The organism is Frankia sp. BMG5.60, assembly GCF_059428125.1.
Genome location: NZ_CM182091.1, coordinates 5,255,818 through 5,273,496, shown reverse-complemented (window position 1 = coordinate 5,273,496; position 17,679 = coordinate 5,255,818). Strand labels below are relative to the sequence as shown.

Below are 17,679 nucleotides of genomic sequence, written 5' to 3'. Positions count from 1 at the left end.
CTCCGGGGTCGGCCAGGATCGTAGGACAGCGGCCCCAGGGGTCGACGTCACCGCCGGGCGGCCGGGCCCGCACCGACACCACGGCGGAGATCCAGAGCCGCCGCCACGATCGACCGCACACCGACCAATGAAACATGCCCTCCCGGCAGAATGCGCGACGCGTGTCCGGTCGCCGCGGAGCCGGCCGGCACCGCCGGAAAGGCCGACCACTGGCACCTCGGGGCCAGCCGGCCGCATTCGACCGCCGCCGACATCACCCCGGCCACACCCGGCCCGCGGACCGACCGCCGACGGCGCCGACCTGGAGTTGGAGGCGATCTGTGGCCCACGGCCCGGCCGGCGAACCCCGCCGGCACTCGGTTTGAGTAGCCGTTCAGGTGGTATTAGCACTCCTGCCACGGAAGGGTGAACGCCTAAACCATCTGGTCGCGTCACGACGATGCTGTGCGCCGCGGATCATGCGGGTGGGAGGGCGAGGTAATGGCTGCTGCCGCAGACGGTTCGTCCGTGATGCGCGCGGCGCAGAAATTCTGGCAGCTACCCGACGACGACCTGCACGCGCTGGTGAAACTCACCCGCCAGGTGGACCGGGTGGAGCTCAAGTTCGTCGTGCCCTCCTCCGCACACCGGCGGGCGTTCGAGATGTTCGGGATCTCCGCGACGAGGGCTCGGCGGCAACGGGTCTATTACCTTGACACCCCGGACCGGCTGCTGCACCGGCGCGGAGTGGTGGTCCGCGTCCGCAGTACCAGGGGCAGACCGGACGACTCCGTCGTCAAACTCCGGCCCGTCGTTCCGGCGAACGTCGCCCCGCGGCTGCGGCGGTCGAAGCAGTTCGTCGTCGAGGTCGACGCGATGCCCGGCGCCTACGTCTGCTCCGCCGCCCTGCGGACCCGCCTCGCTCCCGACGATGTGCGGCGCGCGATGGCCCGCCGCGGCTCGCTGCACAGCCTGTTCTCAAAGCAGCAGGCACGGCTGCTCGCCGCCCACGTGCCCGGCGCCGGCCGCATCGACGATCTGGCCGTCCTCGGGCCGATCGAGGCCTCCCGGCACCGGTTTCGCCCCGAGGGTTTCGATCGGGTGCTCCAGGCCGAACGGTGGACGTTTCCGGACGGCTCCCGCCTGCTCGAGCTGTCGACCCGCGCCACGCCGCAGGCGGCCACGCGGACCGCCGCCCGCATGTCCGCCGTCCTGCGCCGCCACGGCCTCGACCTGACCGGACCGCAACAGACCAAGACCCGCGCCACGCTCGACTTCTTCAGCGCGGCGCCGTAGGCGTGACGCGCAGGGAGGACCGGCCCTCGTCCCACGCGGTGAGGATCGCCTCCGCGCAGCGGCCCTCGACCACGGTCGTCGCCCGGGCGCCGAAGACGACGTCGACGGCCAGGGCCGGGTCCTGGGCGACGAGGGCCGCGGCGAGGTCGCGGGCGGCGACCATCTGATGATGGGCGTCGGCGACGACGTGGACCTCGAAGAAGTGGCGGGCCCCGGCGGCCAGGCCGAGGCGGCGCAGCGCCGCCGCGTAGGCGCCCATCGGCTCCACCGACGTCATCTCGAACAGCGCCAGGTGGCCGACCAGCGCACCGCGCAGCCGCCGGTGCAGGCCGAACAGCGACGGCACGTTGACGGTCGCGAACGCGTGCCCGGGCAACCGGTCCAGGTAGGCGCCGGGACGGGCGTCGAGATCCAGGGCACGCATGGTCACGGCGAACAGGTTCTGGTGCATGTCCCGTTCGACACCGTGGCCGTACTCGTCGGCCTGAATCTCCACCAGCGCCGCCTTCGGCGCGCCGGTCAGACGCGGAATCGCCCAGGTGTGCGGGTCGGCCTCGATGAGCTGGAGCAGCGAACGGTGCATCGCGTACTCGCGGAACTGGTCGAGCGTGCCGGTGGTCGCCAGCCGCCGCGACAGGGAACGGCCACCGGCCCGGGCGATCACGTCCCGCAGCGCGGCCGCGATGTCCCCGGCCGCGATGTCCCCGACCGCCCCGTCACCGTCGACCCCGGCCCCGACCCCGGCCCCGGCGGCGGCCCCGGCGGCGGCGTCAGCGTCAGCGGCGGTGGTGGCGGTGGCGGCACCGGCCTCGGCGTGTAGGCGGGCGAGCAGCTCCCTCTCCAGCCGGCGGCGCACCGCGAGCAGCGACGGCTCCCACTCCCAGTCGTCGTCAACCTCGGCGAAGCCGCGGTAGTGCAGACCGTAGAGGCAGTAGAGGGCCAGCGGGCCGTCCTCGCCGTAGAGCACGTCGTCGTCCGCGGCCGGCGCCGGCCCGAGCCCGGCGGGGCGGGGAGCACGGCGCAGCCGGTCGAGCAGGAACCCGGACAGCGTCCCCCTGGGCTCGGGCAGGTGCGGCTGACCGAGCTCGGCGGACGTCAGCACGGCGCCGTACTCCGCCCCCGACGGGCGCGCCAGCCGGTCGGCGGTTGCCGTGGAGCCACCGTCCCGCGCGGTACCGGACCCCGCCGAGGTGATCATGTACCGCTCCCCGACAGGCGGGAGACGGACCGGTCCGGCAGCTCACGGTGCCCCGAGACGATCCGTGTCCGGTGGCGGCCGTCGACGGTCGTCGTCCGACCGACGCCCGCGGTCTCGTCGAGACCGGTGGCGCTGCCCGCCGCGGTGAGGGTCCGGCGAAGCATGGTGGCGGCGTGGTCGGGCTCGCCGGCGACGGCGATCGGCCCGCCGGCGCGGACCCAGGTGACCCCGGCGAGCAGGTAGCCCTCCGGGCCGAAGAAGGCGCGGCCCGACCGGGCCAGCTCGCCGATACGTCGGCTGATCCAGGGCTGGCGGGAGTACCGCCCGAACGGGATGGGCCGCACCAACCAGTCCGCGACCCGGTAGCCGGCGGCGCGGGCGTGCTGGACAAGACCCACCGGGTCGGAGATGGAGGCGATCATCAGCAGCACCACGTCCATCTCCTGGGACAGGATGCGCCGCGCCACGTGTGCGCCGTCGTGCCCGCCCCACAGGTGGGAGGCGCCGGCCGGCCGCACGGTCGCCGGCAGGTACGGCGGGTTGCCGATCGCGCACCGCGCCCGCCGCGCCGGTGCGGTGGCGGCGAAGAAGTCGCCCTGGACGACGGTGTAGTTCCCCAGCTCCACCCCGGCCGCCGCCCGACTCGCGATCCGCGCGGCCTCGGCGTCCAGCTCGTACCCGGTGATGGGCACTCGTGACCCGGATCGTTGCAGCGCCTCGACGACCGGACGGGCGGTTCCCGGCCCGATCTCCACGATGCCGCCGGCGAGCAGCGGCGCAAGCTCGGTCGACGTCAACAGTCGCTCTACGCAGTGGCCATAGAAGGGGGACTCGATCGGATCGAAGAAGGGCATGCCATCGCTCCTCGGCTACGCAGCACGGCGTCGCTGTCACAAAACGGACCGGTCGCACAGCGTGGTTACTCACGGTGGGGGCACGTCCGTGCACACCAGGTAAAAGGTGTCCGGTGACGGCCCAGCAAAACCCACTTCCCGCCCGCCGCCCAGCGGCAGGACCCCGCTCAGCCCTGCCCGTCACCCGCGACCGGGGCCGCGGCCGAGGGCGGGGCCGAAGGCGGAGGCGGGGCCGAAGGCGGAGGCGGGGCCGAAGGCGGAGGCGGGGCCGAAGGCGGAGGCGGGGCCGAAGGCGGAGGCGGGGGCGAAGGCGGAGGCGGGGGCGGGCGCCAGCCGCCCGCGTCGACGCCGCCGGGTACGGGGCCGGCCGGGGCGTAGGGGACCCGCGTGAAGACGAACGAGGCGAGTTCGAGGTGGCTGAGTTCGCCGTCGGACTGGCGCCGCGGGATGAGGGTCTCGCCGGCGAAGTAGCCGTCGACGCCCAGGAAGGTGCCGCGGTCGGCAGGGCCGGGGCGGAACCGGGATCGCCGGCCGGAGCGGCCCAGCGGCGCGAGCAGCAGCCCGCCATCCGGCCGCAGCGACAGTGCGTACGGCGCCGGCCCCCAGTACCAGACGCCGGTGACGTCGAGCGGCTCCCGCCCGGCCACCGGCGCGGGCACCCACTCGGCCGGCAGCGGCGGCTCGACGGTGTCGACCGTGTCGATCAGGCCGACGGCGAGGTCGACGACGGCGACCCCGCTGGTCGCGTTCGCCATCGCCACCGCCGCGGTCCCCCCCGGTCGGGTCCACAGGGCCGCGACGAAGCCGGGCATCGAACCACCGTGCCCGACGAGCACGCCCCCGGGTTCGCGCAGCAACTGCACGCCGAGCCCGGCCCCCAGGCGCCACTCGCCGCTGTCGCCCTCGACGGCGGCCGGTTCGCGCATCTCGGCGAGGGTGTCCGCGCACAGCACGGCGTCGGCGTGCCCGCCGAGGACGGCCGACCAGCGCACCAGGTCCGCGGTGGTCGACCAGAGCTGGCCGGCCGGGGCCAGCACGCCCGCATCGTGGGCGGGCTCGGGCAGCAGCACGTCGGCATGCGGGTGGACGGCGAAGCCATGGGCGTGCGGCGCGGCGGGCAGCGCGGTCGTGCGGGACATCTCCAGCGGCGCCAGCAGCTCGCGGTGCAGGGCCTGCGCCCAGCTCATCCCGCGCAGCCGGGCGACGAGTTCGCCGAGGACCGCGAAACCGACATTGGAGTAGTGATGGCGACGTCCCGGGCGGAACCGGTCCGGGTCGGGACCGAGCGCGTCGGCGAGGGTGGGATGGGCCTGCCCCGCCACCCGCTCCCACCAGGGCGGCGGCGTCTCCGCCGCGATGCCGCCGAGGTGGGACAGCAACTGCGCGACCGTGCGATCGCCGACCGTGGTCCCCGGCAGGTGCCGGTCGAGGGGGTCGCCGAGCGCCAGGCGTCCCTCGTCGCGCAGGCGCATCACCAGCACCGCGGTGAAGGTCTTCGTGATCGAACCGATCCGGTACTGGGTGTCGGCGTCTGGCCGCCGGACGCCCCGGCCCTCGCCAACGCCCCCGCGACCGCCCTCGCCGTCGCCCTCGCCGTCGCCCTCGCCGTCGCCCTCGCCGTCGCCCTCGCCGTCGCCCTCGCCGTCGCCCTCGCCGTCGCCCTCGCCGTCGCCCTCGGCCGGATCGGGTCCGACCGCGCGGCCCCGCCCGGCCGTCCACACCGGGCGGCCGTCGCGCGCCACCGCGGCGACGAGCGACGGCGCCCGCCCACCGGCCTGCTCGGCCGCGACCCGCTGCAGCAACAGCCGCTCGGTGGCGGGCAGCAGGCCCCCGCCCTGCCCCGGCTGCGACCCGGGCGCCGCGGGCACCCGGTTCGCTCCGTCCGACCGCGGCGATTCCGGCGGCATCGGCACCCCCCGTCTGTCGGCAGTTTCCCGGTTCGGCGTCCGGGCCACCCCATCCGATCAGCCTCTTTGCCTCGGCGCCAGCGGAACGCACGCCGTGAGCTGGGCGATCGCGGCGCGGCCAGGCCGAACGACGGCGCGACCGGTACGCCACGGACCCGACGGACGCGATGCGGGCCTACTGCGCCAGCAGCTCGGCCGCAGGGTGCCGCCCGGCAGCCCGCCGACGGCGGGGGGCGATCGAGGAATGAGGCTGACGCGGGCACTCGGGCACAGTAGGCACTAGCTTCGAAAGAGTGGACTCATTAGTAGCGCGCAAGGTGGCGCGGACAACAAATCCCTACCCGTCGATCGTCTTCCTCGCCCCCGAGGTCCAGGATGCCTACACCGCCGTCGGGCTCCCACCGGGCCTGACGGGCTACTTCGCGGGCCGAGCGGCCCCGCTGGGGCCCGTCCCCGCCGAGGTGGTGATCGCCACCTTCTACAGCTTCCAGCCCGACCTGGTCCGCTCGGCGATCCCGGCGGCCTGGGCCCAGGTGGCGCCGACCGCGATCCTCGAACGCCGCCTCGCCGCCGTCGACGCGGCACTGCGCCGCGTCCTCGGCGACGAGATCGTCGGCGGGGAGGCGGTGCGGGAGGCGGCCGGTCTCGCCCGTGAGGCGGCACTGGAGTGCCAGCCCGAGGCCAGGACGCTCTACGCCGGGCACGCCGCACTCGACTGGCCCGACGAACCCCACCTGGCGCTCTGGCACGCCCTGACGCTGCTGCGCGAGCACCGCGGCGACGGCCACCTGATCGCCCTGCAGGCGGCGGGCTACTCCGGCTGCGACGCGATGGTGATGACGCTCGCCACGGGTGCCGCGTCGGCGGAGTTCGTCGCCACCCGAGCCTGGTCGGACAAGCAGTGGGCGGCGTCCGTGGCGAGCCTGCACGAGCGGGGACTGGTGGACGCGGACGGCCACGCGACCGACGCGGGCCGTACGCACCGTGAGGCGGTCGAGCAGCAGACCGACCGGCTGGCACTGGACCCGCTGCGGACTCTCGGCGTGGACCGCTGCCTGCGGCTGCGCGAACTGCTGCGCCCGATGAGCGCCACGATCGCCGAGAGTCTGCTCACCGGTTTCCGTCGCCCCGCCGGCCCCTGACCCGCAGTCGCTTCCCGACCGACCCCGGACCAGCCCTCCCAGCGGTCGAAAGCACCACCGACATTTTCCCGAACCGAGCTCCGCCGATCATGGTGTTCCCCGCGGCACCGAGCACCGCGCCCGGCATCGCGTGGCCGTGGAAAACCGAGAACCGCCCGACGGGATCGCGCTGTTCAGTCCATTATCGCCGTAAACCGGGTGGCACCTTTTTCCCATCGGGCCGAGTCGGAGTCCGCCGGTCGGCTCCGTCCGCCCTAGGATCGTCGCCACCGACCGGAACTCCCGCCACAGAGGGGCCTCATGCGACGGCGTCTGTCCATCATTGCGGCCGGCCTCGGATTGCTCCTGCTGTCCGCCGCGCCGGCCGGGGCCGCCGGCTCCCCGTCACCGGCCACGAGCGGCGGCCCGGTCCCGAGCCCGTCCGAGGCCGGCAGAGTGGTCGCGGAGCCTGTGGTGTTCGGTGCCTGGAACGACCGGCAGCCGCCCACGGCCGTCACCTACGACGAGCATCTCGTGCCGTCGGGCACGACGGCGGTCGCGCTCGCCGTCCGCGGTAAGCAGACCGTGATCGGCCTGATCGTGCAGGGCCTGGCGCCGAACCACCAGTTCGGCGCGCACGTTCATCAGAAGGCCTGCGGGGCGACCGGCGCGGCCGCCGGCCCGCATTACCAGAACGTCCCCGACCCCGTGCAGCCGTCGGTGGATCCCAGATACGCCAACGCGCGCAACGAGGTATGGCTGGACTTCACCACCGACGACCGTGGCACGGGATCGGCGTTCGCGGCGGTCGCATGGGACTTCCGGGCCGGCGGCGCCCACTCGATCATCCTCCACGAGCACCACACCGACAGCTCCCCCGGCGCCGCCGGGACGGCGGGCGCGCGCGCGGCCTGCATCACCGTCCCGTTGTCCTGATCATCCCGGCGGGCCGGTGGGCGGGCTCTGGCCGGGCAGGTCCAGTCCGCCCGCCGGTTCGGCGGCGCCGCCGGGTCGGGATCGCCGCCCGGCGGCGGGAACGGCTCGCGCAGCGTGAAGGCGTACGCGGTGGGCCCCTGCCGGCGCAGCCGGCGAACGCGTTGCTCCGCCTGCGCCGTCGTCGGGCGTTCGCCGGCGGGCACCCACCACAACGCCGCGTACGCCTCGCGCATGGTCTCGAACCACTCGCGCCGCCGGCGCAGCACGTCGCGATGCGGACCGGAGAACGCGAAGTCTCCCAGCGATTCGATCGAATCCCACACCGTCAAGTTGACGATGACCCCGGCACTCGTGCCCGCGTCCCAGGAGAAGGCGCGTATCGCGGTGGCGTTGCCGTCCTCGGTCTGCAACCGCCACCGAAATCCCGGTGCCGCGTCGGCGAGGGCGTTCACGGGATCGAGGGCGGCCACGAAGTCTGCGAGGATCGGATCGTCGAGCGGCGCCCGCAACCGGGCGATGTTCACCTGAGCCAGCTCCCACATTCCCCGATGGTCCCGCATGCCGGCGGGTGCCGGCGACCAGTCGGGCATTCGAGCGGCACGGCGCGCATTTCGTTCGGCATTTCCGCGCCCTGACCCTGGTGGATACCGGCGACTCCCGGACCCGCCGTCGCAGTCGTTCGGAAGGCCGGGAAGGGGACGAAAGTCCATATAGCTGCCGCACGCGCCGGCCGATGATGGCGGCAGCGGCGCGTCCCGTGCGCCGCCGGGCGGGGCAGGAGCGAGATGACGATGCCGGAGCTCGATCGCGTCACCGGTTGCGGCACGGCCATGCGGTCGGCCCGCCCGGCCGACGGGCGCCTGGCGGACCTCACCGGCATCATGCTGCCCGGCCCGCCCATCGGCCCGATTCCCGTCCGCGATCGCGCCTGCGGGCTTCCCGCAGAGCCGGCACAACCGCCACGGAACATGGTTGGGCCGGTCCCCGGCGGCGCGCGACGGATCCGGCGTATCTCGTTCCCTGCGCCGGAAATCAGCCGATCTTCTTCTCCCCGAGGACGGCCCCACAATGTCTGAATACTGCTGGTGCACGGCCACTCCGGCCATCGAGGACCTGATCCGGGAGCATGACGAGCTGGTCGAACTCTCGGCCGAGGCGCGTGAGGCCTACCGGCGGGGCGACCTCGAGTCGCTGATCGACTGCTGCGCCAGGATCTCCACGGTCCTCGGCCCGCACACCGTGGTGGAGGAACGCGGCCTGTTTCCCCCGATGGCCACCGAGTTCCCGGAAAAGATCGCGATCCTGCGCGGCGAGCACCGCCGGATAGAGGCGGTCCTCGCGGGCGCGGCCGACGGCACCGCCCGCACCGATCCGGCCTGGGCCGCCCGGGCCGTCGAGATGCTGACGCTGCTACGGCGGCACATCGTCAAGGAACAGGAGGGGCTCTTCCCCGCCGCCCTCGCCGTCCTCAGCAACGAACAGTGGGACATGCTCACCGCCATCCGCGCGGGAACCAGCCTCATCGGCTCCTGAGCGGCGGCCCGAACCGGAGGCGCCCTCCCACCGGCGGACGGCGGTTCGCCGTGCCGGCGGGCCGACTCATCGCCCCGACCGCGGTGAGCCCCAGCCCGCCCGGCCGCCGGCGGGCCGGTGGCCGGGCGGCCCGCCACCTTCGGGTGCCCCCTCGCCGCTTGTCGACCCCGGCAGGCGGCCCGTCGGCGGCGGATGTGACCAGCGGGATCCGGGGTCGGGCCGCCGCCTGGTCGCGGCGGCGGGAGGATGGGCTGGTGAGGACACCCACCTGGGACGCGACGCACCGCTTACGCGCCCGGCGGGCTCCATTCGCCACTCTCACGGAAAGCGAGGCCCACGCGTGAGTCCACAAGGACCCGGTACCGCCGTCGACGTCGACGACGAGGTCGTGCTGCTGGACCCCGACCGCCGCCCCTGCGGGACGGCGCCCCGGCTCGCCGTGCACGGTCTCGACACCCCCCTGCACCTGGCCTTCTCCTCGTACCTGTTCGACGCGGCCGGCCGGCTGCTGGTCACCCGCCGGGCGCTGGGCAAGCGCACCTGGCCGGGGGTGTGGACGAACAGTTGCTGCGGGCATCCCCGCCCCGGCGAGGACATCGCCATCGCCGTCGAGCGCCGGGTGGACCAGGAGCTGCGGCTGGCCCTGACCGACCTGCACTGTGCACTACCGGACTTCGCCTACCGCGCCACCGCCGCGGACGGGCTGGTGGAGAACGAGGTGTGTCCCGTCTACGTGGCCCGGGCGGTGGGCGACCCGGACCCGGACCCGGCCGAGGTCGTGGAGTGGCGCTGGGTCGACTGGGAGAGCTACCGGCAGGCGGCGCTCGCCGCGCCGTGGGCGCTGAGCCCCTGGTCGGTCGACCAGATGATCGCGTTCGGCCAGGCCGCGCACCCGCTGACGGCCGCGCTGCGCGCCGCCGGCTGACCGACCCGCGCACGAGGAGCCCATCCGGGGGGTCGCCTGGTCGGTACCGGCGAGGCCCTGAGCACCGCCCGGGTGGGCCCCGTGATCCCGAGGCGCCGGCACGCCTGCCGGGAGGCCCTGACCCAGATCAACCGAGCCGACACCTGCCCAGGACTAGGTCTTCTGGTCGGAACGGGTCACCCAACCTCCCGATGCCTGTGGCTACTTATTACTAGTGAAAGAACGACCTCGGTTACACTTCGTTAACAGACGATCGCGAAGCGATCATCGCCGAGGTGGACGGACGACATTCCCGCAAAACGGTGTCGAGTTACAGCACTGTCACTACATCGGCAGCCCGTCGAAATCCGCGAGACGGTGCCGCGCCTGGCAGGCCGTGACCCGTCGGTCGGTCTGGAGTAGGCGAGGCCGCCAAGGGCGGATCCGCCGGGTCGGCTGTCCCGCGCTCCGACGGTTTCCCGCTCTCGGCACATCGGGTCGACCACGGACGACCCTCTAGGGGAATGCACATGTGCCGGCCGCCGACAATGGTACGAAGTCCCCTGTTCACCGGGTAGTTGGTCCCGGCCGGGTGCCACGATGGTGCCGGGTCGCGTACTGATCGACGCCGGTCCGGGCCGGCGGAGCCGAGCCCGCGAAGCTGAGCCCGCGGGAGCCGAGCCCGCGTCTCGACTCCGGTCTCCCCCGCTGCCCATGGCCGGCCTTCCTCGGCACCCGGCGGATGGCCCCTCCGATGGCGATCCGCCACCGGCGCCACTGACCTGGCGTTCCGCCCACGCCCGACCGCACGGGGCGCACGCAGAGGGCCGCCGCCGCCCCCCGACCACCGGCGCAGTCCGCCTCCACGCAACCCCGACCGCCAGGCGTGGCGTGGGATCCGGCGCCCCCCGGAGTCCCGGCCCCGGTACCGCGCAGGACCAGGCGCCGCGAATCGGCGAGCGGCAGGTGGACCCGCACTCGCCGCGGGGGGCACCATTCCACGACGCTCACCGAAGGCCGGCCGACGCGGACGCAGAGTGATTCAACGGTCGCCCAGCAGCCCGGCAGCCAGGCAGCCAGCGGCCCGGCAGCCCGCCGCATTCCACCTGTTCCACGGGAACCAGGCCGACGAACGGGTCGGCGGCACGGGCGATATCAGGCACGCGCCGCGCGAATTCTGTTCGGCCGGCCGGCCATACCCGGTCAGGCGATACCGAGCCGATCGCCCGGTCGGGCAGCCGGAGTGGCGAGCATTCACCTCCGTGATATTGGGCCGACGAGTTCGGCATTGACTGTCCGTGACCGTGGGCCCTGGGGGCCGGGCTAGAAGAAGCCCTCTTCCCGGGCCAGTCCCCGATTGGTTCCGCAAAGTGCTTGCCGCCCACGCCGTCCGTGCGGGAGGCTGCCGATGCGCGGCGAGAGACGCGCCTGCCAGCACAGCAAAGCGCATGTCGGCGAACCGCGCGACACCTACGGGGGTTACTGGTATATGGAGCGTTCAACGGTGCGATCATCCGGGCCGCGACCGGTCCGACGACGTCCGTACCCATTGTTCGAATCCTGACCGGGCGAGCGCGGCAACCTCGCTCCAGGAATCGGCCCGCGGCCGAAAAAAGATCACGGAAATCGTCGAACGGCCGTCACTCTTCCGTGCGCGGCTTCGGCGTACGACCGCGCGGCCGTTTCACGTCAGCTCCTGGTTTCACCCATGCCCCAAGTTCCACCCATGCCCCAAGTTCCACCCGAGCCCCATGGGCTCACCCGAGCCTGCTGGTTTCGCTCGAGCCTCAAGGTCTCATATCGAGCCCCGAGGTTTCACCCCAGTCCCTGGAAGATCGACGATAGGTGGAGTCTGCCATGACCGAGCCCGTACCGACCGAGCCCGGAGCGACCGGCGAGGACCTCCGGCTGAGTCTGAGCACGGCGGCCGCGCGCAACCTCGCGACGACCACCAAGTCCGTCCCGCAGATGCAGGAGATCACCTCCCGGTGGCTGCTGCGGGTGCTGCCCTGGGTCCAGACCGCCGGCGGCGTCTACCGGGTCAACCGGCGGCTGACCTACGTGCTCGGCGACGGGCTCGTCACGTTCACGTCCGTCGGGTCCGAGGTGCGGGTGGTGCCCGGCGAGCTCGCCGAGTTGCCCGCGCTGCGCGGCTTCGACGGCGGGGCGCTCGCCGGTCTCGCCGACCGCTTCGTCCAGCGGGAGTATGCCGCGGGCGACGTGCTGGCCGAGACGGGCGCGCCCGCCGACGAGGTGTTCCTCATCGCCCACGGCAAGATCGGGAAGTTCGGACCCGGCGAGTACGGCCACGAGCGGTCGCTCGGGGTGCTCGGCGACGGCGAGTACTTCGGCGACGAGGTCCTCACCGAGTCGGATCGGTCCTGGGAGTACACCGCCCGGGCGCTGACCGCCGCCACCGTGCTGGTGCTCTCCCGCCAGCAGCTCGCCGAGGTCACCGGGCAGGACGCCGAGCTCAGCGCGCATCTGGCTGACTACCTCAGCCGGCCGCAGCCCCCACGCAACCGCCTCGGCGAGGCGGAGATCGCGATCGCCGCCGGGCACTCCGGCGAGCCGGACCTGCCGGGCACGTTCGTGGACTACGAGCTGGCGCCGCGGGAGTACGAGCTGTCCGTCGCCCAGACGGTGCTGCGCATCCACAGCCGGGTGGCCGACCTGTACAACGAGCCGATCAACCAGCTCGAGCAGCAGTTGCGACTCACCGTCGAGGCGTTGCGCGAGCGCCAGGAGCACGAGCTGGTCAACAGCCCTGAATTCGGCCTGCTACACAATGCCGACCTGCGTCAGCGCATTCACACCCACTCGGGCCCGCCGACCCCGGACGACCTCGACGAACTGCTCAGCCGGCGGCGCAGCACGCATTTCCTGCTCGCCCACCCGCGGGCCATCGCGGCGTTCGGCCGTGAATGCACGGCGCGGGGCATCTACCCGGCGACCGTCCTGTTCCACGACCAGCATGTGCCGGCATGGCGCGGCGTGCCGCTGCTGCCGGTGAGCAAGATTCCGATCAGCGCCACGGGGACGACGTCCATTCTCGCGCTGCGTACCGGCGAGGAGAACCAGGGTGTGATTGGCCTGCACCACACCGGGCTCGCCGACGAATACGAGCCGGGGCTGTCCGTCCGATTCATGGGCATCAACGAGAAGGCGATCATCTCCTACCTCGTGACGACCTACTTCTCCGCCGCCGTGCTCGTGCCGGACGCACTCGGGATCCTGGAGAGCGTCGAGATCGGGCGCTGAACCCACCGACCGGTGCGCCGCCGCGGCCACGACACACCGCGGCGTCGCACCGGTTTCGATGATGCGTTCCTGATCGCACCGTCCCGGCCCCGCGGCAACCAAGGGTTTTCCCGGAGAAATCATGCAGCCTTTCACCCTCCCCGAGTTCTACGTGCCCTATCCCGCGCGGCTGAGTCCGCACCTTGGACAGGCCCGGGAACACAGCAAGGAGTGGGCCCGGGCGATGGAGATGATCGACACTCCCCAGCACGGCATCGCGATCTGGACCGAGCAGGACCTCGACGCCCACGACTACGCCCTGCTGTGCGCCTACACCCATCCCGACGCCACCGCCGATCGCCTGAACCTGATCACCGACTGGTACGTCTGGGTCTTCTACTTCGACGACCACTTCCTCGAGCTCTACAAGCGGACGCATGACCTGGCCGGCGCCCGGGCCTACCTCGACCGGCTCCCCGCGTTCATGCCGGTGGAGGGCAAGATCACCGAGGAGCCGTCGAACCCGGTGGAGCGGGGCCTGGCCGACCTGTGGACGCGGACCGTGCCGGCCCGCTCGGCTGACTGGCGAGCCCGCTTCGCCGTCAGCACCCGCAACCTGCTCGACGAGTCCCTCTGGGAACTCGAGAACATCAACGCCGCTCGGCTGTCCAACCCGATCGAGTACATCGAGATGCGCCGCAAGGTCGGCGGCGCCCCCTGGTCGGCGAACCTCGTCGAGCACGCCGCCGACGCCGAGGTCCCCGCCCGCGTCGCCGCCACCCGCCCGTTGCAGGTGCTGCGCGACACCTTCGCCGACGCGGTGCACCTGCGCAACGACCTGTTCTCCTACGAGCGGGAGGTCACCGAGGAGGGCGAGCTCAGCAACGGGGTGCTGGTCGTGGAGCGGTTCCTCGACATCGACACGCAGGCCGCCGCCGACACCGTCAACGACCTGCTGACCTCCCGGCTGCACCAGTTCGAGCACACCGCGGCCACGGAGCTGCCGGCCGTCCTCGACGAGCACGCCATCGACCCGGCGGGCCGGTTGGCGGCGCTGGCCTACGTCAAGGGTCTGCAGGACTGGCAGTCCGGCGGGCACGAGTGGCACCTGCGCTCCAGCCGCTACATGAACCGCGAGGCGACGCCCGACGCGGTCCCGCCCGGCCCAGGGCTCCCCACCGGGCTCGGGGGTACGGGCAGCCTCGTCCCCGCCGCCGGACTGCCCGGCATCCCCGGGATCCCCAGCCTCGGCACCTCGGCCATCCGGGTCATCCCGTCGCTGCTGGCCACCTCCCCGCGGCGGATCCGGTCATTCGCCAACGTGCCGTTCCGGGTCGTCGGTCCGACCCCGCTGCCGGAGTTCTACCTGCCCTACACCACCGGACAGAGCCCCCACCTGGACCACTCGCGGGAGGAGGCCGTCCGCTGGGCGCGGTCGGTGGGCCTGCTGGACCGGGTTCCGGGCATCTGGAATGAGCACAAACTGCGCGCGGCCGACTTCGCCCTGTGCGCGGCGGGCATCCACCCGGACGCGACCGCCGAGGAGCTCGACCTCACGACGGGCTGGCTGACCTGGGGAACCTATGCGGACGACTACTACCCGGTGATCTTCGGCGCATCCCGGAACCCGGCCGCGGCGAAGCTGTGCAACGAGCGGCTGCGTTCCTTCATGCCGGTGGACGCCCCGCTGACCGAGCCGCCGGTCAGCGCCCTGGAGCGGGGCCTCGCCGACCTGTGGGAGCGCACCACCAGGGGGATGGAGCCCGCCGCGCAGGCCAGTTTCCGCCGGGCGATCGACGTGATGCTCGACAGTTGGCTGTGGGAACTGGACAACCAGCTCTACAACCGCATCCCCGACCCCGTCGACTACCTGGAGATGCGCCGCGCGACGTTCGGCTCGGACCTGACGATGAGCCTGTGCCGGCTGGCCCGCGGGAACAGCGTGCCGACGGAGATCTTCCGGACCCGGCCGCTGCGGGCCCTGGAGAACACCGCGGCGGACTTCGCCTGCCTCCTCAACGACGTCTACTCCTACCAGAAGGAGATCCAGTTCGAAGGCGAGATCCACAACGCGGTGCTGGTCGTCGAGAACTTCCTCGGCTGCGACCGCGACCGGGCCGTCGAGGTGGTCAACGCGCTCATGACCGCCCGGGTGCGGCAGTTCGAGCACGTCGTGGACAGTGAGCTGCCCGATCTGTACGACCGCCTCGACCTCGACGGCGAGGCCCGCGCCGCGATCGGCTCCTACGCCCGGGAGCTCCAGAACTGGATGGTCGGCGTCCTGCGATGGCACCAAGGGACGCACCGATACGAGGAGGCCGAACTGCGCTACCACCCCTCCGCCGACAGGCGGCCCTTCGGTAGCCCGACTGGGCTAGGCACCTCCGCCGCCGACGTTCGCCGACTGGCCTCCCGCTAGCCCACCGGTTGCCGCACCCGACCGAACCTGCAGGTGAGCGTGAGGTCAACGCGTCCGCGTCGTCCGGTCGGGTTTGGTTGGCCTGCTCGCCCGATCTCACCCCTCGGGGGTACCAGCCCGGCCAGGCGTACTTCACAGAGGGTGGTCGGACGGTATGCATTCCGACCGAATCGTCCGGGTACAACAGATTCGGTCGGGTAGCGGCGTGGGCCGCGACCGGGCGTGCCGGCGTTCGTGGTGTCGCCGCACCCCCGGTGCCCGGCACGGCGGCGCCTGGGCGCGGCCTCGGCGCGACGCAGCATCCGAGGGGGACGTGGCGTGTCCTGGAAGGCTTTGCGGGCGGGCGATCCGCCCGAAGTGGGTCCGTACCGGCTGATGGGCCGGCTCGGCAGCGGGGGCATGGGCATCGTGTACCTCGGCGTGGACGACGCGGGCACCCGTGCCGCGGTCAAGGTGATGCGGGAGGAGCACACCGCCGACGCGGCGTTCCGCCACCGCTTCCACCGGGAGGCCGCGGCGGTGGCGGCGATCGACAGCCCTCGCGTGGCGCGGTTGCTGGCCGCGGACGTGGACGGCGACCAGCCGTGGATCGCCACCGAGTACGTGGCGGGTCCCACCCTGTACTCGTCGGTCGCCACCGGGGGGCCGCTGTCCGGTGAGGCGCTGTGGGAGGTGGCCCGCGGGCTCGCGGAGGCGCTGTGCGCCATCCACGACGCCGACGTCGTGCACCGCGACCTCAAACCGGGCAACGTGATGCTGGCCGCGGACGGCCCGAAGGTGATCGACTTCGGAATCGTCGCCGGCCTGCCCGGAATGATGACCGCCTCGGGCGTGGTGATGGGCAGCATCGGCTACCTCGCGCCCGAACTGCTGACCACCACCCGACGTCCCCGGCCCGCGGCAGACATCTTCTCCTGGGGCCTGACGGTGTGCTTCGCCGCGAGTGGGCGTCCGCCGTTCGGCGGCGGCCCCTTGGACGCGCTGCTCTACCGGACGGTCCACGGTGAGGCCGACCTCAGCGGCCTGCCCGGTCCGTTGCGCAGCGTGGTCGCCGCGAGCCTGCGCAAGAAGCCGGAACGCAGGCCGGACGCCCACCGGGTCCTCAGCCAGATCGCCGCCACCGCGGCTGCGGTCGCGGCCGAGGGCGCGGACGCCGGCGTCGCCCTGCCGGGCGGACGCCTGCCGGTCACCCGGCTGCGCGCGCCCGGCGCCGAGCCGAACCCGACGCTCCCCCGCGAGCGGCGTCCCGCCCGCCGGCCGCGGACGCGGCGCGGCGTGCTGGTCCCCGGTGCGGGGGCGACCGCGGTCGCCGCGGCGGTGACCGCCGCGATCCTCCTCGCCTCCGCACCGGCGGAGCCGCCCAACGCCATCGCGGCGGGCGGCGCCGCCGAGGGAGACGCAACCAACTCCCATCCCGCCGGCCCCTCCTCCGCCGGCCTCTCCCCGGACGGCCCCTCCCCGGCCGGCCTCTCCTCGGCCGGCGGGGGGAAGTCCCTCATCGCCGCCGGCCCGACCCTCCCCCCTGGCGCGGGCGGCGCGACCGCCGGCGACCCGACCACCGACGACCCGACCGCGGGCTACCTGGCTGGCACGGCCGGCCCAGGGAGCCTGGCCGTGCCCGGGACCGCCGGGCAGCCGCTGCCGGGCGGCATCCGCACCGGCCGGAAGTTCCTGGCGGCACCGCCCGGCTCGACGGCGGCGTACCCGGCGGGCACGGCGGCGGCGGCCGGAGCTACGACGCCGGCCCGCGGAGCGGGATGGGTCGCCTCGACGGCCACCTGGGCTGGCACGGCGGCGGCCTCGGTGGGCGCGGCGGACCCCGCGACCGCGACGAGCGCGGCGGGGGGCGCGGGCCCCGCCGCTGCGACGGCGGCGGGGGTGAGCGCGGGCTCGGCGCCGGCGGCGACGATCCGCGAGGTCGACTTCCCGGCACCGACCCAGCAATCCGGGCCCGCCACCACCCCCGCGAGCGGAACCGGGGCGGCCACGACGACGCCCTCGGGGACCGCCACCGCCGCCACCGCCGCCACCGCCACCGCCCGCCGCATCGCCGCGGCCTTCACAACCGGGTCCGCCACCGGTCGCACGACGAGCACCTGCCTGCCCGGCGGCCCCTGGGGGCCGCTGCAGTTCGCGGCCGGTTGCGGCGGGGCGCTCGCCATCCCGGCGATCTTTCGCGCCGCGACGGCGCCGCCGCCGTGGTCGACGGCGCTCGCCGAGGGCATCCCCCGGCTCATCGCCGCCGCTGTCAGCTCGGAAGCGCCCTGGGACGAGCTCGACTGAGCCCGGCGC

General features: G+C 73.5%; 11 protein-coding genes. 7 read left to right on the top strand and 4 right to left on the bottom strand.

Translation table 11 applies throughout. The features are described from left to right. The first annotated feature begins 480 nt into the window (after window positions 1-480). Window positions 481-1,275, top strand: coding sequence for a CYTH domain-containing protein (locus tag AC5R91_RS21670; protein WP_495393153.1), 795 nt, complete (start codon window positions 481-483; stop codon window positions 1,273-1,275). Here the strand turns inward: AC5R91_RS21670 and AC5R91_RS21665 are convergent. The 3 genes from AC5R91_RS21665 to AC5R91_RS21655 all read right to left on the bottom strand — a co-directional run bounded on the left by AC5R91_RS21665 (window position 1,259) and on the right by AC5R91_RS21655 (window position 5,195). Next, the gene (locus AC5R91_RS21665; RefSeq protein WP_495393152.1) at window positions 1,259-2,473 is read right to left on the bottom strand and encodes an iron-containing redox enzyme family protein; all 1,215 of its coding nucleotides are present in this window, start codon (window positions 2,471-2,473) and stop codon (window positions 1,259-1,261) included. The genes AC5R91_RS21670 and AC5R91_RS21665 overlap by 17 nt on opposite strands. Continuing rightward, complete coding sequence (locus AC5R91_RS21660; protein ID WP_495393151.1) at window positions 2,470-3,327, bottom strand: methyltransferase; 858 nt, start codon at window positions 3,325-3,327, stop codon at window positions 2,470-2,472. The genes AC5R91_RS21665 and AC5R91_RS21660 overlap by 4 nt, the downstream gene beginning before the upstream one ends. A 167-nt stretch (window positions 3,328-3,494) precedes the next feature. Further along, window positions 3,495-5,195: a serine hydrolase domain-containing protein gene (locus AC5R91_RS21655; RefSeq protein WP_495393150.1), complete on the bottom strand. Its 1,701-nt coding sequence runs from the start codon at window positions 5,193-5,195 to the stop codon at window positions 3,495-3,497. Between the two features lie 356 nt (window positions 5,196-5,551). On the opposite strand from AC5R91_RS21655, the gene AC5R91_RS21650 reads away from it, so the two are divergent. Continuing rightward, window positions 5,552-6,376 carry an SCO6745 family protein gene (locus AC5R91_RS21650; protein WP_495393149.1) on the top strand — a complete coding sequence of 275 codons (825 nt, stop codon included), beginning with the start codon at window positions 5,552-5,554 and terminating at the stop codon, window positions 6,374-6,376. A gap of 665 nt (window positions 6,377-7,041) precedes the next feature. Here the strand turns inward: AC5R91_RS21650 and AC5R91_RS21645 are convergent. Next, window positions 7,042-7,833, bottom strand: coding sequence for a DUF3291 domain-containing protein (locus AC5R91_RS21645; RefSeq protein WP_495393148.1), 792 nt, complete (start codon window positions 7,831-7,833; stop codon window positions 7,042-7,044). 526 nt (window positions 7,834-8,359) lie between these two features. Here AC5R91_RS21645 and AC5R91_RS21640 point away from each other — a divergent pair. From AC5R91_RS21640 to AC5R91_RS21620, 5 genes are all read left to right on the top strand, one after another. Further along, complete coding sequence (locus AC5R91_RS21640) at window positions 8,360-8,824, top strand: hemerythrin domain-containing protein (protein ID WP_495393147.1); 465 nt, start codon at window positions 8,360-8,362, stop codon at window positions 8,822-8,824. Between the two features lie 340 nt (window positions 8,825-9,164). Beyond that, on the top strand, window positions 9,165-9,749 hold the full coding sequence (gene idi / locus AC5R91_RS21635; RefSeq protein ID WP_495393146.1) for an isopentenyl-diphosphate Delta-isomerase: 585 nt from the start codon (window positions 9,165-9,167) through the stop codon (window positions 9,747-9,749). Window positions 9,750-11,585: 1,836 nt separating this feature from the next. Continuing rightward, entirely contained in the window at window positions 11,586-12,989 is a 1,404-nt protein-coding gene (locus AC5R91_RS21630) for a family 2B encapsulin nanocompartment shell protein (RefSeq protein WP_495393145.1), read from the top strand. Window positions 12,990-13,110: 121 nt separating this feature from the next. Continuing rightward, entirely contained in the window at window positions 13,111-15,387 is a 2,277-nt protein-coding gene (locus tag AC5R91_RS21625; RefSeq protein ID WP_495393144.1) for a family 2 encapsulin nanocompartment cargo protein terpene cyclase, read from the top strand. Window positions 15,388-15,705: 318 nt separating this feature from the next. Further along, the gene (locus AC5R91_RS21620) at window positions 15,706-17,670 is read left to right on the top strand and encodes a serine/threonine-protein kinase (RefSeq protein ID WP_495393143.1); all 1,965 of its coding nucleotides are present in this window, start codon (window positions 15,706-15,708) and stop codon (window positions 17,668-17,670) included. The last annotated feature ends 9 nt before the right edge of the window (window positions 17,671-17,679 follow it).